The following is a 24,929-nucleotide window of genomic DNA, read 5'->3' as shown; positions in this document are numbered from 1 at the left end:
GACCATCCTTTCGGTCGGGACGCGGCGTTAGACCCGCCCCGTCACCGGGATCAGCGCGCCAGTGATCGGCATGGCGTCACTGGACAACAGGAAGGCCACCACGCCTGCAAGCTGTGCCGGGGATACCCATTTTGCGACATCAGCGTCTGGCATATCGGCGCGGTTCGTGGGCGTGTCGATGATACTGGGCAATATGGCGTTTACCCGCACGCCCTCTTCCTTCAATTCCTCGGCCAATGCTTCGGTCAGGCGCGCAACGCCGGACTTGGAGGCGGCATAGGCGCCCATGCCAACCCCGGCTTTCACCGAAGCGGCTGCGCCGATATTGACGATCGCCCCGTGGCTGGCGCGCAGCAATGGCAAAAGCGCGCGACTTGCGATCAGTGCGGTGCGGACATTCATGGCATAGAGCCGGTCCCATGTCGCGACGCTGCCGTCTGCCACGGTTTCCCAACTGAAACCGCCTGCGATATTGACCAGGCCGTCAAGCCGCCCAAGCTCCTTTTCTATCCGAGCGGCAGCGACGCCGACCGCCGCTTCATCGGTCAGATCGACGCCACCCAAAGCGAGCGCAACGCCATCCGACGCCACCTTGCCTAGGTCGATGCCGACAACCGTCCAACCGCCCGCAGCCAATATCTCGACTGTCTTGCTGCCCAGCGCGCCCGCTGCGCCCGTAACCGCCACTATGCCTGTCATCGCTTGGTCCCGCCCTGATTTTGCCTAGATGCCTGCCATGCACATATATTTGATCTCGACATAATCCTCGATACCATGACGCGATCCTTCGCGGCCCATGCCTGATTGCTTGATACCGCCAAATGGCGCGACTTCGGTCGAGATCAGACCTGTATTGATGCCGACCATACCGACCTCCAGCGCTTCCCCTACCCGCCAGGCGCGCGCCAGATCGCGCGTGTAGAAATAGCCCGCCAGGCCGACGTCGGTGTCATTGGCCATCGCTATCGCCTCCTCTTCGGTATCGAAGGTGAAAAGCGCGGCCAGCGGTCCGAATGTCTCCTCGCTGGCCAGCGCCATGGCTGGCGTACAACCGGCAATGATGGTGGGTTCGTAGAAACTGTGGCCCAGCGGATGACGATGCCCGCCATGTACCAGCCGGGCGCCCTTGGCCAGAGCATCGGCGACATGCTCCTCCACCTTGTCGACCGCCTTGTCGTCGATCAGCGGACCCTGCGTAACGCCCGCCTCGGTGCCTGGTCCAACCTTGAGCTTGGCAACGGCATCCGCCAGCTTCCGTTCGAAGGCTGCGGACACATCGCGCTGCACGAAGAAGCGGTTGACGCACACGCAAGTCTGCCCGCTATTGCGATATTTGGACGCCATTGCCCCTTCGACCGCGGCGTCCAAATCCGCGTCGCGAAAGACGATGAATGGGGCGTTGCCGCCCAGCTCCATCGACAATTTCTTCATCGTCGGCGCACATTGTCCCATCAGAGTCCGGCCAACCTCGGTCGATCCGGTAAAGCTCAATTTACGCACCAGCGGATTGGCGGTCAGTTCACCACCAATAACTCGTGACGATCCCGTAACAACATTGAAAACACCAGGTGGCACCCCTGCCCGTTCGGCCAGAACGGCAAGCGCCAGCGCGGTCAGCGGAGTCTGCGTCGCTGGCTTCAGAACCATGGTACAGCCTGCCGACAATGCCGGGGCGGCCTTGCGGGTGATCATGGCCGCCGGGAAATTCCATGGCGTAATCGCAGCGACGACGCCGACGGGTTGCTTGATAACGACAATGCGACTGTCGGCCCGATGCGTCGGGATGATCTCGCCATAGATACGCCGCCCCTCCTCCGCAAACCATTCGACGAAACTGGCGGCGTACCCAATCTCGCCCTTGGCCTCCGCCAGCGCCTTGCCCTGTTCACGGGTCAGGATCATCGCCAGATCATCCTGATGTGCCGTCAGCAGGTCGAACCAGCGGCGCAGAATGCGGGCGCGTTCCGCTGCCGTCTTTGCGCGCCATGCCGGCAGCGCTGCATCCGCTGCGCAGACGGCGGCTCGGGTGTCGCTTGCGTCCAGATCGGGGATGGAGCCGATAGCCGCACCGGTCGCCGGGTCAGTCACAGGGATGGTCGGCACCCCGGTCCACATGCCGCCGATCAGGCATTGGTCACGCAATAGGGACGGATCGGCAAGAGTGATGGTCATGCTGTCAGCTTTCTGGCGAATGCCAATAGGATTGAATGATTTGGCCAGGGCCCATCATCGCGTCAACGCAGGCCATCAAGGATCGCTCCCGCGATGCGCCGATGAGCGCAGCGAGGAGATGTAGGAGCATACTTGCTATATGGCGTATATCGTTTAATATAAACCATCATATTGCTGTTATTCAATGATTTTTATCATACTCATATATTGAGCAAATACGTACGATGCAGCCCACCTTTCCCTCCTTGGACCATGAATCCCGGCTCATTTTGGCCTACGCTGACGCACAAGGCGCGCTGGAACGGCTGGAGGAACGCCGCAGGCTTAGCCCGGTTCGTCGCCCCTGGAGAATTCGCACACTTATCGCTGAGCGGCAAGCGCTTGCCCGGATCGACAATAGCCCGATCGATGATCAGGCCTTCACAATCGACGGGCGCGGCGCAGTTCTTCCCTCGGCGTTTGACCTTAGCCATTGGCGGCAGGCGATCGGCGCGCCGATTACGCTCGACATGTTGCTCAATGACGGTTTAGGCGTGATGCGCTGGCTCGGCATAGTGGCGGCGGACGGGATGAATGCAGCTCCAGCCCTACGGTCCGGGCGGAGTCCAGAGGACATATTGCCAGCCATTGCCCAATGGCAGCAGGCGGCAGCCGCGCTGCCCCCCTCCCCTCCCCTGCTTCAAAGCGCGCAACTATTCCACCTTTGGCAACGCCACGCGCCGATCGGACACGGCGATCTGGTCGCCAGCCTACTCGTCGGCGACCGCTGGGGGCCTGGGCGGTGGATAGGGTCTGCCGGAGGATTGATCGCGCTGGGACTGGACAACAGCAGTGTGGCATGGCGGCAAGCATCGGGCGAGCGCCTGGACCTGATCTGGCTTGAGGCGATCGCTACTGGCGCGCACGCCCATCTTGACCTGGAAACACGCCTGCGCGCCTATGCCTGGCGGGCGGCCCAGCACATCGAGCGGAGGCGGCGGCCGGGACGCCTGAAGGATGTCCTGCGGCTGGCCATGACCCACCCGCGCATATCGAGCGGCTCTGTCGCCAAGGCCTTGGGTCTGACATCTGCTGGCGCAATCAAGTTGCTGGCGATTGCGGAATCCGAAGGCTTGCTGATTGAACAATCAGGTCAGGCGAGCTACCGCAGCTACGCCCTGCCGATCAACATGACGCCAATTGCCGCGCGTCGCCCTCTTCAGGATTGGCTCATTGACGATTTTTGGTCCGACGAGCCAGAAAATACGGCCTCGCCAGAGCCTCTCTAAGAGCGATTTGAGCTGCCCGATGACCCAATCTATGTCGGTGCGACAGAAGCGCTCTACGGGTCTCTAAAGGGCCATATCGCGACTTTCGTCTTTTGTTCGCATTATCGCGCGGCATTTTCCTGCGTCACTGGTCGCAACGACGCGTGTCCAAGGATGATTCTGAAAACACGTAGGGATTAACGCGCTGGTGATGATGCACCAAGAGAGCAGGGCGCATGACTCGTATCTCCGGCCTATTCGACTGGGTGATATGCTTGTCATGTTGGCAACGCGAGCGGCCATATCAACAAACCCGTCTGCTCAACGTGTTTTCAGAATCACTCGTGCCGACAGACCAAAATTGCATCTGACGATGGTTCTCCGTCGCGATCACGCGTGCCAAAGCCTGTATCTACAGGGCTTTATGGAACATCGTCGGCACCGATGAATGCCATCGATCAGCATGGGAGCTGTCAACGCAGCTCAGTTACGTCCTCAATGCGTGATTCTGAAAACACGTCGAGGCCGTCATTGCGGTGACAGCCTGCCTGCCATCACAGACGATATTTATTGCGCCGATGATGTTCCTTAACGAAGCCGTAGAAGCGCTTCGAGTAATTGCGCGGGAGTTCCGAGGGGTTGGCACCGAGAAAGGCATCAAAGCGGCCCAGCAATTCATCATAGTCCCAGCCAGGGAAATCGGCGCGGATGGCGCTGTAGATTTCAGCATCGATCATTCGACTGGCTATAGCGCGACCGGTCGCCATGGTTCGGCGGGGCGCGGATGATCCGATCACACGTCGCGGCGTATCTTCTCCGCTGACCCGCATCCCCTTGGACAGACTAGAAATCATGCCCAGCGCCAGACGGGGATCGACCATATCCTCGTCATTTTCGACTGCGGGAGGAGGGGAGGGGAGGGCGTTGCGCCCCCGATTTCCAGCCCGTCTGCTCAAGTGGCGCCGCATCACCATCTTCATTTTGGGCCGCGGGCCATCGCCATCGATGACCTCCAGGCTGATATCGGGCAGATCATTCACCCGTGCCAGATCCAGCAACTTGCGCTTGAATACAGGGTATAGACTTTCGCTGCCACTCTTCTGATGGAGCGTCTCAAAGCCGATCGTAAAGCCTTCCGCGCCATTCCCCCCGGCATGCTTGCGTGAGGCCCGATACAGCCATTTGCCAAGGCCGCTCGTGATCTCAAAATAGAGCGGCGAAATCGATAGCACGTTGCGCTTGTCCATCACGCCATCGAAGAACCATTTGGAGAGGGTGATCTCCATACCGAGCGACCGCTGGGTGCGCTCGTCCACCAAATGGGTATAGCTGTCGATCCAGGAGAAAGTCGTCTCGCGGCTCTTGGCACTGGCCCGAATATTTGTCTTGATCGTTGTCGCCTGAAGCCTGTCGAGCGCACTGACCAACCGCTCATAGGCGCGGCCGCTGGTCCCCCAGCAAATGCGCTTGAGCAGATCGCCTGGCTGCAGCCGGATAACGGGAGACAGATCGTTAGCCCCACGTTCGCGCAACTCGTTGAGGTGGGACGCGAGATAGATCATGATGTCTGCGTCCCAGATCGTCGCCATGCCATAGGCAGGGTTGGGGGAGACATGGACGCTGACCGACTTATCGGGACTGGTATACTCTATCGGCTTTATGCGTTTGCGCTTCGACAGGCTGAAGAAGGGCCGTTGCATCGTTTCCTGATAATCACGCAACGAAATATCACTGAAATCGGGCAGGGTGAAGAACATTTCGAACTGGACCTTGCGCTCCTTAAGCGCCGTCTTTAGTTCGCCCTCAATCTCCACCCTATCTGCCTCGCCCTGCATTCCCCCCAGAGGGAAAACCAATATAACACTCTGAAATATAACGATAAAAGCTGATATTTCAGCTTTCTAATCTCACTTGCTCAGCGCCGACGCGCGCGCATAATCTTCGCCTGATCAATCACTGGCCGCAGCGCTTCCAATATCGCATCGGTGGACAGGTCCGATGGCATGAGCGTCAGCGTCAAAAGCTTCTGCTGGTCCTTCTCCACCTGTCCCACCGTCGCCCCGTCGGCACTCGCTATCGCGGCTTTTTGCACCCGGCCCTTGGTCGTTACCGACTTGAGCAGCCGGGCCAGCACTTCGGATCCGGCGATCGGCTGTTCGTCACCCGACCGACGAAAGCTTTGCTCCGATGCGATCTGGTCGGCGGCTGCCTCCAGCTTGCTGCGTGTGGTGGGATCACGCAGCAGGGGCAGAAGCTTCTCGGCATATTTGGCCTGCAGGTCCATCGGCGAATGAAAGGCGCTGACCAGCAAGGGCGGAATTTCGGTAAGGGCAATATAGCGGGACAATTGCGACTTGGAGATTTTGAGCCGTTCCGCCATGCGCAGTTGGACGCCACCATAAAAGCGATCAACCGCCGCCTTATAGTTGGCACCGCGTTCGAGATCGGAAATATCCTCCCGCTCGCGATTTTCAATGTCGGCCAGACGAAAGGCCGCCTCATCGTCCAGATCCTCGATGATCGCGATCAGTTCGATGTCGGGATAATGATTGGCGTTGAGCCAGGCGATGGCCCAGTGCCGCCGTGTTCCCGTGACCAGTTCATAGGGATGGTCACCCTGCGGCGTGCGTCGCACCACGGCAGGGATGCGATTGCCCCCCTCGGCCAGGATGGAATCGATCAGGCTGCGCAGTCGATGTTCGTCGAGCAGCGAATAGTCACGCGCGTTGCCCGGCCAGATCGAACATTCAGAAGGCTTCAACCGGATCGTCGGTCGCTTGACGATCCGCGCCGCCTCGCCAAAGGCTTCGAGCCGCTTGTTGGTGAAGTTCGACCGCTGAGCCGGAGCGCCCGCATCGCTCGCGACGACCGGCGCAGGTGCGGGATCGTTAAGCGAGGCGGCAAGAGCTTCGCTGATCAGGGAACGGCGGCTCATGCCGCGACACCCACACTGGCGTTGGCGGTCAGGCTTGTCGACGGCCATTGCTGACGGATCTGCTGCTCGACCTCGGCAAAGACGGCGTCCAGATTGTCGCGGCACCGCGTATATGTCTGGTGCGAGGCGGACGGCTTGGATTCATAAATTGAGCGGAATGCCTGGGTGGCGTTCTTGATCTCCTCGGACGCGAGGATCGGCTGGCCCAGCAGCAGGCCTGCATAGGTCGCCTGCATGATCCGCCACATATCATTTTCGCCCGGCTTGCTTGGCGAGAAGGCGGAACAGACCACGCGAATGAAGCCATAATCCACTGGCGTGCCATTTTCTTCGAGTATCTCGATATTATCTGCGATCGTCTCCATGAAATGGATGGTCGAAAGATAATCGAGCTGCCGCGCCGGCACGGGGATCAACATGCCCGTAGCCGCGGCCATGACGTTGAGGCCAAGGAAGCCCATGGCTGGCGGCGGATCGAGCAGGATCACGTCGAAATCCTTGGTCACACTGGCAATGCCGATGCGCAGCGCCTGCAGCCCTTCACGCACCGCCTGCCCGCCTTCGCGCAAGGTAGAGGTCAGATCCCATTCGGCGTCCTGCAGGCCAAGGCTGGATGGCACGATCTTGATCGTCGGCCAGGGCGTGTCGCGGATCGTCTGCGAAAAATCACTGAAGGTGCTGCGCGGCGAGAGGAAGGCGCCAAGTGTCTGTTCGTCGTCGATCAGCGTTTCGGGCTGGATGTCGAACATCGTCGTCGTTGAAGCCTGCGGATCGCAGTCGATCACCAGCACGCTGTAGCCATGCAGGGCGAGATAGTCGGCGAGATGCTTGGTGATGGTGCTCTTGCCAACGCCGCCCTTGAAATTCTGCACCGCCAGCACGACTGCATCTTCGTCCGGCTGCTTGCCGACCTGTATGCCAAGTGCGGCGCGAATCTGGGTGAGATCCTCCAGCGTGTAATAGCGGCGGCCATTGGGCAGTTGCTTGGGCTGGGGCAGGCGGCCTTTCGCTTCGGCCTTGGCCAGCGCTTCGGGCGTGCGACCGATCAGCTCGGCTGCAACCGTGGGGCCAAAAGTGATGTCGAGCGTCTTATGATTTTCCGGCCTGAACACGATCGTCTTGATATGATCGCGCATCTGTTGGCAAGCTGTGGTGACGTTACGCAGTGTGTTGACTGTAAACGACATGGTGCCTCGCATGGCCGAATCATGGGCCGTAAAATAGTTTGTGTTTAATGCTCCTATTTTACCCTGAAAGTCAAACCGATGGAGCAGGGTGCCGGTGATCCCAACTTGCTGCGCTGCATCAACGTCAAACCATAACCATGATCCTGCTAGATGCCGGATGGGCTTGGTGCTGCCTGATAGCCCGCGAACTTCAATCCTGTGCTGAGAGTTGCGTTGGGTAGCGAACCTGGAGCCATCCTCTTCTGCCGTGCCAAACCATCCGCTTAGAGATTTATTCTGGGATTAGCAGGGTTACGGTCCAGAGTTCTGATGATTTTCGCTTTAATTTCCGTCAGTTGGATAGGCTTAGCCAAATTCGATCGCACGTCCGATCCGGTTTGAAAACACGATGCCACGATTCTGAAATCACGTTGGATTGTCACTGATAACACGTCGGATTATCGGTATCGATCGGGCGCTGCGACGTCATCGGCATGGCCGGTGCTGATGCTCGTCAACGCCAAAGCCGAAACGGCGCGCAGCAATGGCACAGGCATATCCGTCCGGTGGGGGCATAGCCGACCAATCCGGCATGGATACCGTCAGCCACGCAACGCATCCTCGACCATTGGTTCCAGCCTGCCCACGATGACCCCAACGCCCTTGTCATTGGGATGAATGCCGTCGGGCAGTTGCAGCGCGCGATTGCCGATGACCCCGTCCAGCATGAAGGGGTAGAACGTTGTACCATATTTCTTCGCCAGTGCCGGGAAGATAGGATTGAATGAAGCGGCATAATCTGGCCCCATATTGGGTGAGGCTAACATGCCTGTCAGCAGCACGGGAATATCCCGCTTCTTCAGTTCAGCCAGGATCGCGTCGAGATTGTCGCGCGTGGTTTTCGGGCTCAAGCCGCGCAGCATGTCATTGCCGCCCAGTCCGACCAGCATCAGGTCGGGCTTGCGCGCGAGGCCGTCCAGCGTGAAGGCCAGCCGCGCCAGTCCCGCTGCGCTTGTATCGCCGGATACACCGGCATTGACGACCTGCGCGTTGACGCCGCGCGCGGCCAGGGCCCGCTCCAGCACCGGGGCAAGCCCCTTGCCCTGGTCCAGATTATAACCGGCATAAAGACTGTCACCAAATGCGACGATCAGCTTGGCATCGGCGGTTGGCGCAGTTGATGGCGTTGCCTGCGCGCTATTGGCGGCAGGGGGTGGGGGAGGGGCCTTGTCTGAACATGCCGAGCCCAGTTGGATAATGAGCGCCAGCGCCCCATATTGCCAATATCTGCCCGCCAAGGAGCGCTCCTTCTTCATGCACATGCCCATCGATCCGGCCACTATCGCGATCCGCGCGCATAATGTCACCCTCTCGCTTGGCACCCGCGATGCGCCGGTCGAGATTTTGAAGGGGGTCGACCTTGTTATGCTGCGTGGCGAAAGCATCGCGATCCTGGGCGCATCGGGATCGGGCAAAAGTTCGCTGATGGCCGTGCTGTGCGGGCTGGAGCGGGCCAGCGGCGGGGATGTGCATATCGGCGGGGTCGATTTCGGCGCACTGGATGAAGATGCGCTGGCCCGCGCCCGGCGCGGTCGCATCGGCATCGTCCTGCAAAGTTTCCACCTGCTCCCGACCATGACCGCTCTTGAAAATGTCGCCGTGCCGCTGGAACTGGCGGGCGATGTCGATGCCTTCGCCCGGGCCGCGGATGAATTGCGGGCAGTTGGCCTTGGCCACCGCCTCGACCATTATCCCGCCCAATTGTCGGGTGGTGAACAGCAGCGCGTCGCCATCGCCCGCGCCGTCGCGCCACGGCCGACCATCCTGTTCGCCGACGAACCGACCGGCAATCTTGACGCGACGACAGGCATCACCATCATGGACTTGCTGTTCGATCGGCAGCGCGCGGCTGGTGCAACCCTTGTTATCATCACGCACGATCCTTCACTGGCTGAACGATGCGGCCGGATCGTCGAAATGCGCGATGGCCAGATCGTCTCGGATCGCACCGCATGAACGCGCTGGATTGGGCGACAAGCTGGCGCATCGCCCGGCGTGATCTTGTGGGCCGTTTCCGGGGATTGCGGCTGCTCTTTCTTTGCCTGTTCCTGGGCGTCGCCACGCTGGCCGCAATCGGCAGCCTGACCTCCGCGATCACGCAGGAATTGAGCCTGCGCGGGCAGGGATTGCTTGGCGGCGACGTGGAAATCGCCATGACACAGCGCGAAGCAGGCGATGGCGACAAAGCTGTCTTTCGTGGTTTGGGCACAATGAGCGAAACGATCCGCTTGCGCGCCATGGCGCGGGGCGACCGGCCAGACGCGCTCGCCGTTCTGACCGAACTCAAGGGCGTCGATAATGCCTATCCGCTCTACGGCACGCTGGCGTTGCGGCAGGGCGATTATCGCGCGCCGCTTGCGCCCGACCGCATATTGATCGGCCCCGCCCTTGCCGATCGGCTGAATGTCGGTCCGGGCGACCGGCTGGTCTATGGCACAGCCACTTTCACCATCGCCGCGATCATTGCCGATGAGCCCGACCGGCTGGGCGAAGGCTTCACGCTTGGCCCGGTCGCGATCGTCTTGCTTGATGGATTGCGCCGTACCGGGCTGATCCAGCCGGGCAGTCTTTATGAAAGCAAATATCGTCTGCGCCTGCCTGCCGGCGTGGATGCGCAGGCCGTGCGGGAGCGCCTCGAACAGCAATATCCCTCGGCTGGCTGGGAGTTCAAGGACCGCGATCGGGCGGCGCCCGGTGCCAGCCGCTTCATCATCCGCATGGGCCAATTTCTCTCGCTGATCGGCCTTGCCGCACTCGTGATCGCGGGCATCGGCGTCAGCAACGGCGTTGCCTCCTATCTCGCCCTCAAACGGCCCGGCATCGCGACGTTCAAGGTGCTGGGCGCAACGTCGCGCGATATTGCGCGCATCTACCTGCTGCAGATCGGCTGCGTCGCACTGATCGGTATCGGCTGCGGGCTTGTCGTGGGCGCTCTTCTGCCTTCCGTCATCGTCGTACTGGCCGGCGATGTGCTGCCGGTCAGTCCTGGCTTTCGGCTTCATCCTCTGCCGCTCGTCACCAGTGCCGCCTATGGCTTGCTGATCGCCTTCCTCTTCACCCTGCCGCCGCTGGCGCGCGCGCGGACCCAGCCTGCCGCATTGATCTTTCGCGGCGTCGTAGATCCGCGCCACGGCATTGATCGGCGCACTATCCTTGCCATGGCGGCGGCAGGCCTGCTGCTTGTTGGGCTGGCGCTCGGCACGGCGCGCGAGCCGCTCTTTTCCGCGGCGGTCCTTGGCGCGACGGCGGCGGTCCTGCTGCATTTGCTTGGTATCGGCTGGGGCGTGCGCCAGATCGCCCAGCGTGCGCCGCGGCCGCGTCGGCCGTTGCTCCGGCTGGCGCTGGCCAATCTTCACCGCCCCGGCGCGCAGACTGCCGCGCTGATCGTCGCGCTTGGCCTCGCGCTCACCCTGTTTGTGACGCTAGCTGGTATCCAGACCAGCCTTGACAGCGAAATCCGCAATGTCGTGCCCAAAACAGCCCCGGCCCAGTTCGTGCTCGACATCCCCTCGGATCAGGCGGACCGTTTTCGATCCATCGTGCGCAAACAAGCCCCCGACGCTCAGTTCAACATCGTCCCCGCGCTCCGCGGCACGATTGTCGCCTATGGCGATCAGCGCGTCACTGACCTGAAGGAGCTGCCCGAAGGTGCCTGGTTCCTGCGCGGCGAACGTGGCGTGACCTATAGCGCGGCCCTGCCGGCGGGCAGCGAACTGGTCGCGGGCCAATGGTGGCCGCGCGACTATGACGGGCCGCCGCTCGTTTCCTTTGACGCTGAAGCGGCCAGGATATTGGGTGTTGGCCTTGGCGATACGCTGACGGTCAGCGTGCTGGGGCGCGAAATTACCGCCCGCATCGCCTCGCTGCGCAAGATCAACTGGGACACGATGGGCCTCAACTATATCCTCGTCTTTTCCCCCGGCATCGTCTCCGCCGCACCGCACAGCCTGGCTGCGACCATCACCATGGACACGCGCAAGGATGGCGCCGTCACGCGCGACCTGCTGGCGGCCTTTCCCGGTATATCGGTGATCGCCGTGGGACAGATCATTGCGCAGGTGGGCGAGATCATGACGCAGATGTCCGCGGCGATCGTTTCAGCAGCGTCGGTCGCGATTCTGGCGGGCATAGCCGTGCTGGTCGGCGCCATCGCCGCGTCGCGACAGGCGCGCAGCTATGATAGCGTGATATTGAAGACGCTGGGCGCGACCCGCGCGCAGCTGCTGGGCGGACAGGCGCTCGAATATGGCCTGCTCGCCATCATGCTCGCGCTGGTCGCGCTGGCGCTGGGGTCGATTGCCGCCTGGTTCGTGATCGTCCGGATCTTCGAATTCAGCTGGTCGCCCGACTGGCTGGTGGTTCTGGCGACGCTGGGCGGTGGCGCGCTGCTGACGCTGGGCATCGGCCTGGCCGGGTCGATCCCGCTGCTGTCGGTGCGTCCGGCCAGCGCGCTGCGGCAGCTTTGAACGTCCCGGCAGATGCAAACGGCACCATTTGCGCGTCGCTGATGCGCGCTTGGTGCAACCTGCCGTCAGCATCACGCTAGCTTGCCGCAAATTTCTTGAGGGAAGCCAAAATGACGACCAGCCAGACCGCAACCCGCTCCTTTGTCGACCTGCGCGCCTGGGCGGCGGGGGTAACGGCCCAGCCAGGGGAGGGCGAGACCTTCCTGTCTGCCCGCGCCGAACTGCCCCAGCCTGAAGGCCCCGTTTCGATAGGGCTGATCGCCCTGCCGCAAGGGAGTGGCACGGTCGCGGCAATGCCCGCCGATGAATTCGTGATCGTTGAATCGGGCAGCGTGCAGATCGATGATCGCACGCTCAACGAAGGCGACAGCATCGTCCTGTGTGAAGGCGCAACCTTTGGCTGGACTGTCGCCGCCGATGCGCGCCTGCTGTTCGTGCGCCGCACTGGCGGGTCTGCCGCCGACGGTGCGATCATCCCGATCGACACCAATGCGACGCTCGAACCGTCCGGTGCGCCGCTGGCTGAATTGCTTGTCGGGCCGACCCCGTCCTGCCGCAACTTTACCGACTATCGCTCAGCCGATGGCGAATTTGTCTGCGGCACCTGGGATTCCACCCCCTATCACCGCCGCGCCATGTTCTATCGCCATTATGAATTGATGTATCTGCTGGAAGGCAGCGTCACCTTTGTCGATGGGGCAGATGCAACCGCGACATTTGGCAAGGGCGACATTTTCCTGGTCGAACAGGGCGCTTCGTGCAGCTGGGACAGCCAGGTGCACGTCAAGAAAATATATGCGATCTACCGTCCGGCCTGATGGCTCAGGCCAGGGGATCGAGCGTCCCCAGCCAGGCCACCAGCGCCAAAATGCCGATTGCCGCGCTCGTCTCCACACAGAGTGAGAGACGTAGCGCGGCAATTGCATGTTCGCCCCGTTCCAGCGCCGGTGTCAGCCGCCAGCGATTAATCCCCGCCAGCGCCAGCATCCCGCAGAACAGGACCAGCTTTGCGCCCAGCAGCCAGCCATAGCGGCTGCCCGTCAGCATGCCCATGTCAGCCACGCCCACGATCATGGCGGCGTTGACCGCGCCGGTCACGATCAACGTGGCGACGAATATGGTGCCCAGCAGCGAAAATTTCGCCAGCATCCCGGCGATCCGGTCGCCCGGGGGACGCCGCCTCGTCACGGCATATAGCAGTGCGGCGAGCGCACCGATCCAGCCCGACGCCGCCCAGATATGCGCGACATCGGCCATTCGGTGGATCGCGCCTGCGCCATGCTCGCTCGCGCCGGTATGGCCGGTCCAGGCCATGGTTGCAGCGGCGATGGCCGCCGGGACCAGTACCCAGCGATCCCGCCCCGCCATAGCCAGGCCCAGCGCGGCAAGAAGGGCGCCGCCCCGCACCGCCAGCACCGGGCCGATCGGGGTCATCGTCAGCACTATCTTCGCCGTCGCCCAGTCGGGCGGCAGCATCGGGGTGCCCGCCATGCTGGCCGCGCTCGCCAGCAGCCAGAGCGCAGACAATAGCATGCCCCCCAATGCCAGCCCTGCCAGCAGCACGCGCTGCCCCGCCATGCCCATGGCCCACCAGAAGAGCGGCAGGCCCATGAGCAGGGCAAGGTCGGCCATCAGGCCAAAGCGCGCCAGGAGCAGCATGGGTGCCTCTATCCCCCCGGCCATCACGGCTTATTTGACCTTGAAGCTGTAGCCGCCTTCCATCTTATGTTGGTCGGCGCCGACAATATGCCATTTCAGGTCATAGCTGCCGGCGGGCAGCGCGCGGGGCAGGGTGACGACCATCGTCTTGCCGTCAGGCGCAACCGTCGTCTTGAATCCCTTGATCGGCATCGGCGGATGGTCGCTCATGCCCGGCATTCCGGTCATCACCAGATCGACGCCGGAAAGCGGGCCCAGGAACGTCTCGGAAAAGGTCAGCGTCAGCTTGGTCGGCTTGGCGACCGTCGCATTTGCAGCGGGACTGGACGACAGCAGCTTGGAATGGGCGAACGCCGCGCCCGGTAGGATCGCGATCGACAGGGCAAGGGCGGCGGACAGGAAACGGGACATGCTCACTTCTCCATGATGGGTATTACGCAACATTACGCATGGACTTGCCCGATCCCTCATCACAGGTGCATGATTTTTGTCCTCACCCAATGAGGGATCGGCGCCTGATGCGCGTATGCCGTGGTGAGGATGGAGTATGTAGAGATGAGTGATCTCGATCAGATGCTGGCGCAAATACGGGCCATGCCGGTCGATAACCGGCTGGAGCAGATGGACGGTGCGGTGATGCAGGGGCTTACCCGCCGCCGCGAACAGGGCGTGGCGCGGCGCAGCCTGATGCTCGCCGGGTTGCTGGCGGTCGGCATCGGCTGGGCGGGCAGTATCGTGCCGTCGGCCCCAGCGCAGGCGGCGCCCGCGCCGATCGGCATGTCCGATTACGCGCCATCGCGCCTGCTGGGCCAATGACGACCCGGCGCTATCTGCTCGTCGCGCTCGTCGCCTTCGCCGCGGCGCTGGCGGCGGTGCTGTTTGCGCGCATGTGGATCGCGCCGCAGCCCCGCGTCGAAAGCGAAATCCATGCGCTGCTGCATGAAAAGCTGACGCTCGATGCGGCGCAGGAACAACGCATCCACACGCTCGAAGCTGCCTTCGCCATCCGGCGTGAAGCCCTGGAAGCGGAAATGCGCGCCGACAATGCGCGGCTGGCGCAGGCAATTGCCGCGGAACATGGCTATGGGCCGCAGGTCGCGCAGGCGGTGGATCGTACCCATCATGTCATGGGCGCCCTGCAAAAGGAAACGCTGCAACATATTTTCGCCATGCGCGCTGTGCTGCGTCCCGATCAGGCAGCGCAATTTGACAGCGCGGTCGTCAAGGCACTGACCCAGCCCGACCGCCGGTGACGCCCGGCGAACCCGATGACAGGACGCTGGCGGCGCATGCGCTGGCCGGGCATCAGGACGCCTATGCCGCGCTGATGCGCCGACATCGGGATGCCGTGTGGCGACTGGCGCGCGGCCATGTGGGCGATAATGACGAAGCGCTCGACATCACGCAGGAGGTGTTCATCGCCGCCTTTGCCGCGCTGGCCCGCTATGACGGCGCGCGTCCTTTCCGCGCCTGGATCGCGCGGATCACGCTCAACAAATGTCGCGACTGGGGCCGCCGCCGTGCCGTGCGGCGCTTCTTCGCTTTTGCCCGCCCCATCGACGAAGCAGGGGACATCGCCGATGTTGCGCCCGATCCTGAAGCCGCGCTGCAATCGCAGCGTGAGCTCGCCCGTATCAACGCCGCCATCGCCGCGCTGCCCGCTCCGCTCAAGGATGTGCTGCTGCTGCGCACGATAGAGGCGATGAGCCAGGCTGACACCGCCGCCACGCTGGGTCTCAGCGAAAAAGCGGTCGAAACCCGCCTTTACCGTGCGCGTGCAAAATTGTCGGAAAGTTTGAGGGATGACGCTGCCCCCCGCGTATGAAGGGGCATGACCCATCTGACCCTCGACCGCCGCGCCTTGTTAAAGGGCGCGGCTGCCCTCAGCCTCAGCAACGCCTTTCCAGCCTGGGCGCAAAGCGGCACCCACGGGCTGCATCCGGCGCCCGGCGTCCTGTCGGGTGACAGTATCGCGCTAACCGTCGCCAACATGTTGATTTCCACTGAGAAGTGACCCGGGTAGGGCGTAAATTTCCACTGAGAATTGACCCATGTTGAACTCGTCCCTGGCTTTGGCAAGCGAGGGTATATGGAGTGTTGGACATGGCGTTATTGAGCGTTATCCGGCGCTGGCATTTTCGCGATCATCTACCGATCCGAGAGATAGCGCGGCGCACCGGACTATCACGCAACACGATCCGCAAATATTTGCGGTCCGAGACGATCGATCCGCGATTCAAGGTGCCTGATCGACCAAGCAAACTGGATCCATTTGCTGAGCATCTGGCGGCCTGGCTGCGGCGCGAGATGGGCCGATCGCGCAAGCAGAAGCGCACGATCAAGCAGTTTCACGCCGATCTGGTGAGCCTGGGTTATGAAGGATCCTACAACCGGGTTGCCGCTTTTGCTCGGGACTGGCGCGAAGATTATCGGCGCCAGCAACAGATTGGCGGGCGTGGGACATTCGTGCCCCTGTCGTTCGCGCCGGGGGAAGCTTTCCAGTTTGATTGGAGCGAGGACTGGGCAATCATTGCCGGGGTTCGGACCAAGCTGCAGGTCGCGCATTTCAAGCTCAGTTACAGCCGGGCATTCATCGTGCGCGCCTACCTTCTGCAAACCCATGAGATGCTGTTCGACGCCCATAATCACGCCTTCCGCGTGCTGGGCGGCGTGCCGCGCCGGGGTATCTATGACAATATGCGCACGGCGGTCGACAAGGTCGGGCGTGGTAAGGAACGCACCGTCAACGCACGCTTCCTGACGATGGTCAGCCACTATCTGTTCGAAGCCGAGTTCTGTAACCCGGCTGCGGGATGGGAAAAGGGGCAGGTCGAGAAGAATGTCCAGGATGCGCGGCACCGTCTGTGGCAACCCACGCCGCAGGCCGAGAGCCTTGATGCGCTGAACCTGTGGCTGGAGGAGCGCTGCAAGGCGTTATGGGAGGACATCTCTCACGGGATCGAACCCGGGTCGGTTGCCAATGCCTGGGCCGATGAATCTGAGTGTCTGATGGTTGCGGGCAGGCCCTTCGATGGTTTTGTGGAATATCGCAAACGGGTATCGCCGACGTGCCTCATCCACTTTGAGCGCAATCGCTACAGCGTACCGGCCTCTTTCGCCAATCGCACTGTCAGCCTGCGCGTCTATCCTGATCGCTTCCAGGTCGTCGCCGAGGGGCAGCCAATCTGCGCGCATCAGCGCATCATCAACCGCTCTCACGACGGTCCAGGTCATACGGTTTATGACTGGCGTCATTATCTGGCGGTCGTGCAGCGCAAACCCGGCGCCCTGCGCAACGGAGCGCCCTTCCTTGAGCTACCCGATGCGTTCCAGCGTCTGCAGCGACATCTGTTGCGCAATCCTGGCGGCGACAGGGAAATGGTCGAAATACTGGCGCTGGTTCTTCATCATGATGAGCAACTGGTGCTGACGGCGGTCACCATGGCGCTGGAGGCTGGCGTTCCGACCAAGACCCATATCCTCAATCTGCTCTATAGGCTGGTCGACGGAAAACCGATCTCCACGCCGCCGGTGACGGCGCCCCAGGCGCTCAAGCTGGTCAGCGAGCCGATGGCCAATGTCGAACGCTATGATGATCTGCGCAAGGAGAAGCGTCATGCGTCATGACCCTGCCAGCGGCGCCATCGTTGTCATGCTCCGCAGCCTCAAGATGCATGGCATGGCGCAGGCCGTCACCGATCTCATGGAACAGGGATCTCCAGCCTTCGAAGCCGCCATCCCGATCCTCTCCCAGTTGCTCAAAGCCGAGACAGCAGAACGGGAGGTTCGGTCTGTGGCCTATCAGCTCAAGATCGCGCGCTTCCCTGTCTATCGCGATCTGGCCGGCTTCGACTTTACCAGTAGCGAGGTCAATGAAGCTCTGGTGCGTCAGTTGCATCGCTGCGACTTCATCGACATCGCCGACAATATCGTGCTGGTCGGCGGTCCTGGCACCGGCAAGAGCCATGTGGCAACCGCGCTGGGCATCCAGGCCATCGAACATCATCGAAAGCGCGTCCGCTTCTTCTCGACGGTCGAACTGGTCAATGCGCTCGAGCAGGAAAAAGCACAGGGCAAGGCCGGTCAGATCGCCAATCGCCTCCTGCACTCCGATCTCGTTATCCTGGATGAGCTTGGATATCTGCCGTTCAGTGCTTCAGGTGGCGCGCTGCTCTTCCATCTGCTGAGCAAACTCTACGAGCGCACCAGCGTCATCATCACCACAAACCTGAGCTTCAGCGAATGGGCCACCGTGTTCGGCGACGCCAAAATGACCACGGCGCTTCTCGATCGGCTTACCCATCACTGCCACATCCTGGAGACCGGCAACGATAGCTTCCGCTTCAAAAACAGCTCTGCCAAGCAGGCCAGAACCCAAAGGAGAAAACCACGGGTTGACCCACCCATGACACCCGAAACATAATCCGCAGACGGGTCACTTCTCGATGGAAAACCCGGGTCACTTCTCAGTGGAAATCAACATCCAGATGCTCAACACGGTATGGGATGCCGATCCTGTCGCGCAGAGCGCCAATAGCACGCGCGCTCGTCGCCTCGCGGTGATCGACTTCGTCGATCGCAACCTGGCCGACCGCGATCTGGATGTGGCCCGGATCGCGCAGGAAATGGGTTACGCCAAACGGACCCTGCATAAACTGTTCGCCGATGACGCCGAAACGCTGGGCCGGATGATCTGGCATCGGCGGCTGGACCGGTGCAGGCAGGACTTGCTGGACCCTGCGCAGGCCCACCGCTCCATCACTGACATCGCGCATTATTGGGGTTTCAACGATTCCCAACACTTCAGCCGTTCGTTCAAGGGGCGTTTCGGCGAAACGCCCAGAGCCTTTCGCAGCAGTCGCCTGTTTCACTGAAACCGGCCGGGGAAGGGAGCTTCACCGTGGCGACGAAAGCCGCCGCGCGTTTTGATGTGCCGTCTGCTGCCCTTCCCCCAATCACCCAGAGGATCGACCATGCAATCCATCTTTCCGACTTGCCCGCCGGTAACAGGGGGGCGACCATGACGCCCGGCGCACGCAGGATCGCGCTGTTCCTGCTCACCGCCATCTACGGCTTTGGGTTCATTGACCGGATTGTCATTGCGCTGGTCGCGCAGCAGATCAAGGCCGATTTCAGCCTGAGCGATTTTCAGATCGGCCTTCTTGGCGGCACCGCATTCGCGGTGATCAACACCTTTGCGTCGCTGCCGCTCGCCTGGCTGGCGGATCGCTATCCGCGCAAATGGGTAGCGGCTGGATCGCTCATGTTCGCATCGGCATTCACCATGCTCTGCGGCGCGACGAGCAGTTTCATGCAGTTGATTGCGGCGCGGTTCGGGATGGCTGGTGGCAGTGCGGGGACAGAAGCGCCACCCCATTCGATGATTTCGGACATGTATCCTCCTGAAAAGCGAGCATCGGCCATATCATTGTTCATGCTGGGCGTTCCCGTCGCGGCTTTCCTGGGCTCCTCCATTGGCGGGTCGATCGCCGCCTCGCACGGCTGGCGTGCTACCTTCTACGTGATCGGTGGCATCGGGTTACTGGTATCGATCCTGGCGTTGCTCGTGATGCGTGAGCCTCCACGCCAGGATGTAGCGATCAATGCCGAACGGATGCGTTTGAAGGATGTTTTCCTCATCCTGGTGCGCGATCGTTGCATGCGGCATATCCTGATCGGCGTATCTGTCGTCAGCCTGGGTGCCTTTGGCATCAACACCTTCCTCCCTGCCTTCTTTGCCCGCAGCTTCAATCTGGACGTAGGACAGGCGGGGCTAGCCTTCGGCCTGTTGAGCGGCATAGCGTCCGCCATCGGAACGATTGCAGGCGGCTATGGCGCTGAATGGCTGGCTCGGCGCGATGCGCGAATGTTGATCGCGGTGCCCGGCATAGGTGCGATCGTTGGCGCGCCGATCTTCATTATAGGGGTTATGCAGAAGGATCTGGTTCCCGCCTTTTGTCTGATGCTGGCGGGTTCGCTATTTTTCTACATGGCGATGGGACCGGCCATCGCCGCGCTCCATGGACTGCTCGATTCGCGTAGTCGCGCGACCGGATCGGCGCTGTTCTTGCTGATCATGTATTTGACGGGGCAGGGCTTTGGTCCGCCGATTGCCGGCCTCGCCAGCGATCATCTTTCTGCCTGGGCCTATGGATCAGCCAATTTCGCGGCCCAGTGCGCTGGCGCTGTAGGGCAAGTGTCCGGATCGGCTTGTGCGCAAGCCGGCGCGACTGGCATCCGCCTGGCAATCGCATGCTTTGGGGCCTTTTATATATGGAGCGGCCTGCATCTTATCTGGGCGGCGAGATACCGACGCGTCTAGGGTCGGCTAGGGTCGGCCAGGGGCGGCTCGTCCTGCCTAGTGCAGCACGGGCGGCCCTTTCGTCCATCACGCGCCTCGCTTGGACGATGGACAGCTACCTATATTTCAACAGGCGCATTCCGCTGTGCGGCCAGACCTTTGCCTGTTGCATCGACCAACGGCATGCGACCCAGGCATTGCCCTGATCGTCGCACTGCCGTGAAATCGAGCAGGAATCAGGGATCGATCCGCTTCTTGTTCGGGTCCAGTTTCAGCATCTCCGCGCTCTTCATTGCCGGGTCCCAATGTTCGACGATCAGGCCGTTTTCGACCCGGAAAACGTCGAACCAGCTGGTGTAATAGGTATCACCTGCCTCGTCCTTTTCCTGGCGCACGAACACGAACGTTACCATGTCTCGTTCCGCAATGATTGCGGTCAAGGGTAACGCAATGCGATCCTCAATCGGTCGTTCGGGCCGCGAATTGCGAATGAACTCTTCCAGCGCGGCGGCACCGCTGACGACATTGGGGTTGTGCTGAATATAGTGGGGACCGATGAATTCACGTACGCGGTCGGCGCGACCGGCTTGCAACAACGTCCGATACATATCGTAGCATAACTGCTTGTTGGCACGCAGGCGCGGATCGTCGCTGGCCAGCAGCGCATCATGATCGGCTGCGATCATAGGCGGAGTCTGGCCTTCGGGCACCTGCGCCGCCGGGATCAGGATCGTGACGGGCGTTTGATCTCGCATCTGAAAATCCTCTTCCTCGTTTCGCTCACGCCGACGGGGCAAAGCGTGTTTGGTTGTTTAGATAACAGTAACATTCGTTAGGGATACCGCAAGGCCCGATACGGCTCCGGTCTTAAGGCTTTGGAGCGAGGGACCTGTCAGACCAGAATGGCATGAAGACCGATTTCGGCATGTTCCGTCGCGGCTCGTACATCCTTGCGGACGTCTATCCGCAAAAACTGTCGCGAAGGGCGATCAGATTGGGGTCATGCCGCGCTGAGGGGCGTGAGAGCAGCCGGATCTCGACAGGCGGCAACGGCGTGGCAAGGTCCACGCGTACAAGCCCGGGAATCATGTCATCTACCGAATCCTGAAACAAGCATATCCAGGCGCGGTTGCGACGCACATTATTGAGCATCAGCGCGAGCGCGTCCGTTTCCAATATGATCTTGCCCGGAACAGCGCCGATGCGGTCCAACGCCAGATCGGTCAGACGGCGTTGCGGATTTTCATGCCGGAGCATGATGGCCGGATGACGGCCGAGCTCTGCGCCGGTCACACCTTTTGCACTGGCCAGTGGATGGTCCGGTCCGACGTAGATGGCTAGCTGCTCGTGCCCGACATGTACGCTGCCAGGAACTTCATCCTGATCCATTGTATAAAAACAGGCGAGATCGACCTCGCCCCGATGCACCTGCATAGCCAGCGTCCGATTATCCGGCGGATCAAGCCGAATGTGCAGCTCGATCTGCGGCCTTGCGTCCTCGAAGGCGTCGATCCTGTCCTGCAACTTCAGCATGATGAAGCCATAGGTCGTAAGGTTCAGTGTCCTACGGGTCTGTTCGCCCGTCAGTTCGCGTTGCAGATCGTTCAGGTCGGCCAGGATCGCGGAGATGCGTTCGAACGCATGCTGCCCTTTCGTGGTCAATGCGGCGGCATGGCCGGGGCGCCGCTCAAAGAGCGACACGCCCAGCCTGCTTTCGAGTTCGCGGATATGCGCACTCACGACCACCTGGGTGAGGCCGGCCTGTTCCGCGCAGGCACGGAAACTGCCATGCCTGACCACGGCGGCAAAGATGATCATCTGCCGGATCGTCAACATCGCGACACGCGCTTCCTCCTCACTCCCTCCCGCTCACGGGATTGGTGTAGTGATAGGGCGGAACAAAGACATCGGGAAAGACCGGATAGGGTTCGCTATATTCGTCCGGCTCCAGGTCGTCGAAATGGGTAACGAGGGGCAGGGCTTCCTTACCCCAGCCGCCTTCGTAGGGAACGTAGAAAGTCTGGTATGCGCGCAGCGATGCGATTTTCCAGACACCATCCTCCTTGATATAGCGATTTTCGTAGATCGCTTCGCCGAGGCGGGCGACACCGCCCAATTCGCCGACCTGCATCATAGCGCGCCAGCGGCCATGCGCGGTCTCGCCATCCTCGTCGATGTGGATGACTGGCTGCAACTGGATATGGTTCATCAGCACGCCGCGCTGCGCCGGCCCGAAATGGCGCATATATTCGCGAATACGCTCATGCCCCTTGAACTTGCCGCGCGCATTGATTTCGATGATCGCGTCGCGGGCGAACAGGTCGGCGACCTGTTCCCATTGGAACTTGTCGACATAATAGCCATAGGTCCGCTGGAGATTGGAAATGGCGATATAGTCTTCTGCCGCCTGCGCGCGCTTTTCAACACGTGCCAGGGCTTCGGTGAGAGCTTGTAACTTGGCCTCGATGGTCATGGAAAATCCTCTACTGCACTGATTAACATTGACGTACGTCGCGTTACCGGGTGCCAGACCCGTTGTTTTTCGCATCCTGATTGGCGCGATGGATGAGATAGGCGCGGATCGCCTCAAGGTCGGATGCGGTGATCTGCGTCCTGAAACCGGGCATTCCCTGGTCCTTGAGCGCGCCGCCTATCACTATCTGGTTGAAGGCGTCGGCACTGTGGATCGCGCCGCTGTGCCGCAGGTCGGGCACCATGCTGGCGCTAACCGCCGCCATGCCATGACAGCGCAGGCAGTTTTCTCCATAGAGACCGTTACCGCGCGCAATCAGGTCTGCAGATGCCGTTTCGGTCGGCGGATCGAGCTGCCGAGGCGCTGCATTCGGGAGGGGTGGCAGGATACCCTTGCCGTCGAGGCGGAACACCAGCAGCCGGTTTGGTCCCACCCCGTTTACCGGCTGTTCCGCCAGTTGCCCGCCCAGCATCGGCCATGCGCCGCCCCATCCGGCCATGACCGCGACATATTGAATGCCATCGATCGCGTAGGTGATCGGCGCGGCGGCGATGCCGGTCTGCGCATCGAACTGCCAGAGCAATTCCCCACTCTTGGCATCATAAGCGGCGAATTTCCGCTCAGCGTTACCTTGGAACACCAGGCCGCCCCCCGTCGAAAGCACGCCGCCGTTAAAATTGGCGGCCAGCTCGCGCTTCCATGCGACCTTTCGCCGTACGGGGTCCCACGCCATCAGGAACCCTTTTGTATCCTGGCGGATGGATTTCAGTTGTTCTGCGTTCCAGGCGGTTCCGCCCTGCATGTCGGTGCCGGTGTTATAGACCCCGGGGACCGGCGTCGGACTGCCACCCTGGCTGAGCGGGATGCCCATTTCCATGACCGGAAGATAGACCAGCCCGGTTTGTGGGCTGTAGGACATGGGCTGCCAATTGTGGGCGCCGCCGGAACTTGGATACAGGATCGTCGTCTTGCCAGTGCGATAGTAGCGGGCATCCGGATTTTCCACCGGGCGCCCGGTTTTGAGATCGATGTGGCTGGCCCATGTCGTCTTGGCGATGGGGTCGGCGGACAGCAATTCGCCGGTCGCGCGGTCCAGAATGTAGAAGAACCCGTTTTTCGGTGCCTGCATCAGCACCTTGCGCATTTTTCCGCCTATTTCGAGGTCCGCAAGGATGATCGGCTGCGTCGCAGTATAGTCCCAGCTTTCGGCCGGTGTTTCCTGATAATGCCAGACATATTCGCCGGTATCGGGACGGACAGCGACAATTGAGGCCAGGAACAGGTTATCGCCCTTGCCGTCGCTGCGCAGCCCATGATTTGTCGGGCTGCCATTTCCGACGCCGAAATAGAGCAGGTCAAGTTCGCGATCATATTCGATCACGTCCCACACAGTGCCACCGCCGCCCCAGCGCCACCATTGCCCGTTCCATGTCGATTGCACCTTGCCAAGCATCGCATCGGATGCGGCATTGTCCCTAGTCCCCGGTTTGCCCGGCACCGTGTAGAAGCGCCACTCTTTCTTCCCGCTTTGGGCGTCATAGGCGGTAATGAAACCGCGCGCGCCGAATTCCGCGCCACCGTTGCCGATGATGACGCGCCCCTTGATGACGCGGGGCGCACCCGTGATCGAATAGTTGACAGCGGGCGGCCAGGCGTCGTCCAGCGTCTGCACTTGCCAGCGCACTGTGCCGTCCTGCGCATTGAGTGCGATCAGGCGACCGTCCAGCGCTCCCACATAGACAAGCCCGTTTTCCACCGCTACGCCGCGAGACACTGGACCGCAACATGAGCGGGCGGCCGCCGCACGCACCTGCGGGTCATAGGTCCAGCGCACCTCGCCCGTCCGCGCGTCCACCGCGCGCACCACGTCATAAGCACTGATGATGTAAAGGGTGCCGTCCCGCATGATCGGCGTGGCTTCTTGACCGGCATTGGTGTCGAGATCAACCGACCAGGCAAGGCCCAGTCGGCCCACCGTGTCCCGGTTGATGCTGTTGAGCGGACTGAAGCGCTGGGCGTCAAGCGTCCCGCCGGTCGTCGGCCAGTCGGCACCATCGCGGGTGGCGGAATGTCGATCCGTCCCGCCACAGGCGCTCAGCAAGGCGATCATGCCTGCCATCCACGCCAGTCTTGCGATGCCCTTCATGTAACGACCTCTCAGCCCATCAGGCGAACAGGTGCGACAAGGCGCGTCAGGATGAAATCGGAAGCGGATTGCGCCAGCCGCCAACGCCAGCGGCCTTTGATCCGCGCCTGTTATCACCCCTCTTGCCGTTCTTCGCCATCCTCTTTCGTCCGCGCTTTCCCCTGTTCTCTGGAGACAGCTTATAGCCCTCAATGGCCCTTCAGAGGGGGCTAGGGGAACCCCAAAAAGCGAAAGGTCGCGATAGGTAAAATGCTATCACTCCCTATCGATTTAACACGTTCTCTCCCGTCTTAGGTGGGCCTAT

23 protein-coding genes and 1 pseudogene are annotated in these 24,929 nt (G+C 61.4%); 12 read left to right on the top strand and 12 right to left on the bottom strand.

Features of this window, described 5'->3' with window-relative positions; all coding sequences use genetic code 11:
* Positions 1–27 precede the first annotated feature (27 nt).
* Entirely contained in the window at positions 28–699 is a 672-nt protein-coding gene (locus AC07X9_RS19710) for an SDR family NAD(P)-dependent oxidoreductase (protein WP_017181914.1), read from the bottom strand.
* A gap of 24 nt (positions 700–723) precedes the next feature.
* A complete protein-coding gene (locus AC07X9_RS19705) occupies positions 724–2,172 on the bottom strand; it encodes an NAD-dependent succinate-semialdehyde dehydrogenase (RefSeq protein ID WP_017181913.1) in 1,449 nt (482 codons plus the stop codon).
* A gap of 269 nt (positions 2,173–2,441) precedes the next feature.
* On the opposite strand from AC07X9_RS19705, the gene AC07X9_RS19700 reads away from it, so the two are divergent.
* Positions 2,442–3,440, top strand: a complete 999-nt coding sequence (locus AC07X9_RS19700; RefSeq protein WP_241763592.1) for a hypothetical protein — start codon at positions 2,442–2,444, stop codon at positions 3,438–3,440.
* A gap of 533 nt (positions 3,441–3,973) precedes the next feature.
* On the opposite strand, the gene AC07X9_RS19695 is transcribed toward AC07X9_RS19700, so the two are convergent.
* The 4 genes from AC07X9_RS19695 to AC07X9_RS19680 all read right to left on the bottom strand — a co-directional run bounded on the left by AC07X9_RS19695 (position 3,974) and on the right by AC07X9_RS19680 (position 8,836).
* The gene (locus tag AC07X9_RS19695; protein ID WP_017181911.1) at positions 3,974–5,254 is read right to left on the bottom strand and encodes a replication initiator protein A; all 1,281 of its coding nucleotides are present in this window, start codon (positions 5,252–5,254) and stop codon (positions 3,974–3,976) included.
* Between the two features lie 80 nt (positions 5,255–5,334).
* Positions 5,335–6,354, bottom strand: coding sequence for a ParB/RepB/Spo0J family partition protein (locus AC07X9_RS19690; protein ID WP_017181910.1), 1,020 nt, complete (start codon positions 6,352–6,354; stop codon positions 5,335–5,337).
* Entirely contained in the window at positions 6,351–7,541 is a 1,191-nt protein-coding gene (locus tag AC07X9_RS19685; protein ID WP_019053290.1) for an AAA family ATPase, read from the bottom strand. The genes AC07X9_RS19690 and AC07X9_RS19685 overlap by 4 nt, the downstream gene beginning before the upstream one ends.
* Before the next feature lie 581 nt (positions 7,542–8,122).
* Positions 8,123–8,836, bottom strand: a complete 714-nt coding sequence (locus AC07X9_RS19680) for an arylesterase (RefSeq protein ID WP_017181908.1) — start codon at positions 8,834–8,836, stop codon at positions 8,123–8,125.
* Between AC07X9_RS19680 and AC07X9_RS19675 the strand changes: the two genes are divergently transcribed.
* The 3 genes from AC07X9_RS19675 (at position 8,835) to AC07X9_RS19665 (ending at position 12,864) form a co-directional block, all read left to right on the top strand.
* Entirely contained in the window at positions 8,835–9,536 is a 702-nt protein-coding gene (locus AC07X9_RS19675) for an ABC transporter ATP-binding protein (RefSeq protein ID WP_017181907.1), read from the top strand. The genes AC07X9_RS19680 and AC07X9_RS19675 overlap by 2 nt on opposite strands.
* Positions 9,533–12,046, top strand: coding sequence for an ABC transporter permease (locus AC07X9_RS19670; RefSeq protein WP_017181906.1), 2,514 nt, complete (start codon positions 9,533–9,535; stop codon positions 12,044–12,046). Before AC07X9_RS19675 ends, AC07X9_RS19670 begins: the two co-directional genes overlap by 4 nt.
* 110 nt (positions 12,047–12,156) lie before the next feature.
* The gene (locus AC07X9_RS19665; RefSeq protein WP_017181905.1) at positions 12,157–12,864 is read left to right on the top strand and encodes a cupin domain-containing protein; all 708 of its coding nucleotides are present in this window, start codon (positions 12,157–12,159) and stop codon (positions 12,862–12,864) included.
* 4 nt (positions 12,865–12,868) lie between these two features.
* Here the strand turns inward: AC07X9_RS19665 and copD are convergent, their stop codons facing one another.
* Together copD and copC are read right to left on the bottom strand one after the other, a co-directional pair.
* Entirely contained in the window at positions 12,869–13,705 is an 837-nt protein-coding gene (gene copD, locus AC07X9_RS19660) for a copper homeostasis membrane protein CopD (RefSeq protein ID WP_017181904.1), read from the bottom strand.
* Between the two features lie 30 nt (positions 13,706–13,735).
* Entirely contained in the window at positions 13,736–14,116 is a 381-nt protein-coding gene (gene copC / locus AC07X9_RS19655; protein WP_017181903.1) for a copper homeostasis periplasmic binding protein CopC, read from the bottom strand.
* Positions 14,117–14,260: 144 nt separating this feature from the next.
* Between copC and AC07X9_RS19650 the strand changes: the two genes are divergently transcribed.
* From AC07X9_RS19650 to AC07X9_RS19615, 8 genes and pseudogenes are all read left to right on the top strand, one after another.
* The gene (locus AC07X9_RS19650; RefSeq protein WP_017181902.1) at positions 14,261–14,521 is read left to right on the top strand and encodes a hypothetical protein; all 261 of its coding nucleotides are present in this window, start codon (positions 14,261–14,263) and stop codon (positions 14,519–14,521) included.
* Entirely contained in the window at positions 14,518–14,958 is a 441-nt protein-coding gene (locus AC07X9_RS19645; protein WP_017181901.1) for a periplasmic heavy metal sensor, read from the top strand. The genes AC07X9_RS19650 and AC07X9_RS19645 overlap by 4 nt, the downstream gene beginning before the upstream one ends.
* The gene (locus AC07X9_RS19640; protein WP_017181900.1) at positions 14,955–15,530 is read left to right on the top strand and encodes an RNA polymerase sigma factor; all 576 of its coding nucleotides are present in this window, start codon (positions 14,955–14,957) and stop codon (positions 15,528–15,530) included. Before AC07X9_RS19645 ends, AC07X9_RS19640 begins: the two co-directional genes overlap by 4 nt.
* Before the next feature lie 6 nt (positions 15,531–15,536).
* Positions 15,537–15,710, top strand: a pseudogene (locus AC07X9_RS19635) (copper resistance system multicopper oxidase); the annotation flags it as partial.
* A 98-nt stretch (positions 15,711–15,808) separates the two neighbouring features.
* Entirely contained in the window at positions 15,809–17,332 is a 1,524-nt protein-coding gene (gene istA / locus AC07X9_RS19630; RefSeq protein WP_086485527.1) for an IS21 family transposase, read from the top strand.
* The gene (gene istB / locus AC07X9_RS19625) at positions 17,322–18,128 is read left to right on the top strand and encodes an IS21-like element helper ATPase IstB (RefSeq protein ID WP_069338825.1); all 807 of its coding nucleotides are present in this window, start codon (positions 17,322–17,324) and stop codon (positions 18,126–18,128) included. Before istA ends, istB begins: the two co-directional genes overlap by 11 nt.
* A gap of 46 nt (positions 18,129–18,174) precedes the next feature.
* Entirely contained in the window at positions 18,175–18,579 is a 405-nt protein-coding gene (locus tag AC07X9_RS19620; RefSeq protein WP_254908126.1) for a helix-turn-helix domain-containing protein, read from the top strand.
* A gap of 146 nt (positions 18,580–18,725) precedes the next feature.
* The gene (locus AC07X9_RS19615; protein WP_017181892.1) at positions 18,726–20,027 is read left to right on the top strand and encodes a spinster family MFS transporter; all 1,302 of its coding nucleotides are present in this window, start codon (positions 18,726–18,728) and stop codon (positions 20,025–20,027) included.
* Between the two features lie 215 nt (positions 20,028–20,242).
* On the opposite strand, the gene AC07X9_RS19610 is transcribed toward AC07X9_RS19615, so the two are convergent.
* From AC07X9_RS19610 to AC07X9_RS19595, 4 genes are all read right to left on the bottom strand, one after another.
* Positions 20,243–20,761 (bottom strand): nuclear transport factor 2 family protein, encoded by a 519-nt coding sequence (locus AC07X9_RS19610; RefSeq protein WP_017181890.1) that lies wholly within the window; start codon positions 20,759–20,761, stop codon positions 20,243–20,245.
* Positions 20,762–20,966: 205 nt separating this feature from the next.
* A complete protein-coding gene (locus tag AC07X9_RS19605; protein ID WP_017181889.1) occupies positions 20,967–21,842 on the bottom strand; it encodes a LysR family transcriptional regulator in 876 nt (291 codons plus the stop codon).
* 19 nt (positions 21,843–21,861) lie between these two features.
* A complete protein-coding gene (locus AC07X9_RS19600) occupies positions 21,862–22,479 on the bottom strand; it encodes a nuclear transport factor 2 family protein (protein ID WP_017181888.1) in 618 nt (205 codons plus the stop codon).
* Positions 22,480–22,522: 43 nt separating this feature from the next.
* Positions 22,523–24,625, bottom strand: coding sequence for a PQQ-dependent dehydrogenase, methanol/ethanol family (locus tag AC07X9_RS19595; RefSeq protein ID WP_017181887.1), 2,103 nt, complete (start codon positions 24,623–24,625; stop codon positions 22,523–22,525).
* Positions 24,626–24,929: the final 304 nt, after the last annotated feature.

It is taken from the genome of Sphingobium sp. GW456-12-10-14-TSB1 (assembly GCF_059424385.1).
The sequence above is the reverse complement of the archived record's forward strand: the minus strand, read 5'-3'. Positions and strand labels throughout refer to the sequence as shown.

Bases quoted from the DNA above. Each gene is read 5' to 3' on its own strand.
- AC07X9_RS19610 (WP_017181890.1), bottom strand. From the start codon at position 20,761: ATGCGAGATCAAACGCCCGTCACGATCCTGATCCCGGCGGCGCAGGTG.
- AC07X9_RS19675 (WP_017181907.1), top strand. From the start codon at position 8,835: ATGCACATGCCCATCGATCCGGCCACTATCGCGATCCGCGCGCATAAT.
- AC07X9_RS19670 (WP_017181906.1), top strand. From the start codon at position 9,533: ATGAACGCGCTGGATTGGGCGACAAGCTGGCGCATCGCCCGGCGTGAT.
- AC07X9_RS19645 (WP_017181901.1), top strand. From the start codon at position 14,518: ATGACGACCCGGCGCTATCTGCTCGTCGCGCTCGTCGCCTTCGCCGCG.
- AC07X9_RS19695 (WP_017181911.1), bottom strand. From the start codon at position 5,254: ATGCAGGGCGAGGCAGATAGGGTGGAGATTGAGGGCGAACTAAAGACG.
- istA (WP_086485527.1), top strand. From the start codon at position 15,809: ATGGCGTTATTGAGCGTTATCCGGCGCTGGCATTTTCGCGATCATCTA.
- AC07X9_RS19650 (WP_017181902.1), top strand. From the start codon at position 14,261: ATGAGTGATCTCGATCAGATGCTGGCGCAAATACGGGCCATGCCGGTC.
- AC07X9_RS19605 (WP_017181889.1), bottom strand. From the start codon at position 21,842: ATGTTGACGATCCGGCAGATGATCATCTTTGCCGCCGTGGTCAGGCAT.
- AC07X9_RS19685 (WP_019053290.1), bottom strand. From the start codon at position 7,541: ATGTCGTTTACAGTCAACACACTGCGTAACGTCACCACAGCTTGCCAA.
- AC07X9_RS19600 (WP_017181888.1), bottom strand. From the start codon at position 22,479: ATGACCATCGAGGCCAAGTTACAAGCTCTCACCGAAGCCCTGGCACGT.
- copD (WP_017181904.1), bottom strand. From the start codon at position 13,705: ATGCTGCTCCTGGCGCGCTTTGGCCTGATGGCCGACCTTGCCCTGCTC.
- AC07X9_RS19595 (WP_017181887.1), bottom strand. From the start codon at position 24,625: ATGAAGGGCATCGCAAGACTGGCGTGGATGGCAGGCATGATCGCCTTG.
- istB (WP_069338825.1), top strand. From the start codon at position 17,322: ATGCGTCATGACCCTGCCAGCGGCGCCATCGTTGTCATGCTCCGCAGC.
- AC07X9_RS19615 (WP_017181892.1), top strand. From the start codon at position 18,726: ATGACGCCCGGCGCACGCAGGATCGCGCTGTTCCTGCTCACCGCCATC.
- AC07X9_RS19680 (WP_017181908.1), bottom strand. From the start codon at position 8,836: ATGAAGAAGGAGCGCTCCTTGGCGGGCAGATATTGGCAATATGGGGCG.
- AC07X9_RS19710 (WP_017181914.1), bottom strand. From the start codon at position 699: ATGACAGGCATAGTGGCGGTTACGGGCGCAGCGGGCGCGCTGGGCAGC.
- AC07X9_RS19690 (WP_017181910.1), bottom strand. From the start codon at position 6,354: ATGAGCCGCCGTTCCCTGATCAGCGAAGCTCTTGCCGCCTCGCTTAAC.
- AC07X9_RS19705 (WP_017181913.1), bottom strand. From the start codon at position 2,172: ATGACCATCACTCTTGCCGATCCGTCCCTATTGCGTGACCAATGCCTG.
- AC07X9_RS19665 (WP_017181905.1), top strand. From the start codon at position 12,157: ATGACGACCAGCCAGACCGCAACCCGCTCCTTTGTCGACCTGCGCGCC.
- copC (WP_017181903.1), bottom strand. From the start codon at position 14,116: ATGTCCCGTTTCCTGTCCGCCGCCCTTGCCCTGTCGATCGCGATCCTA.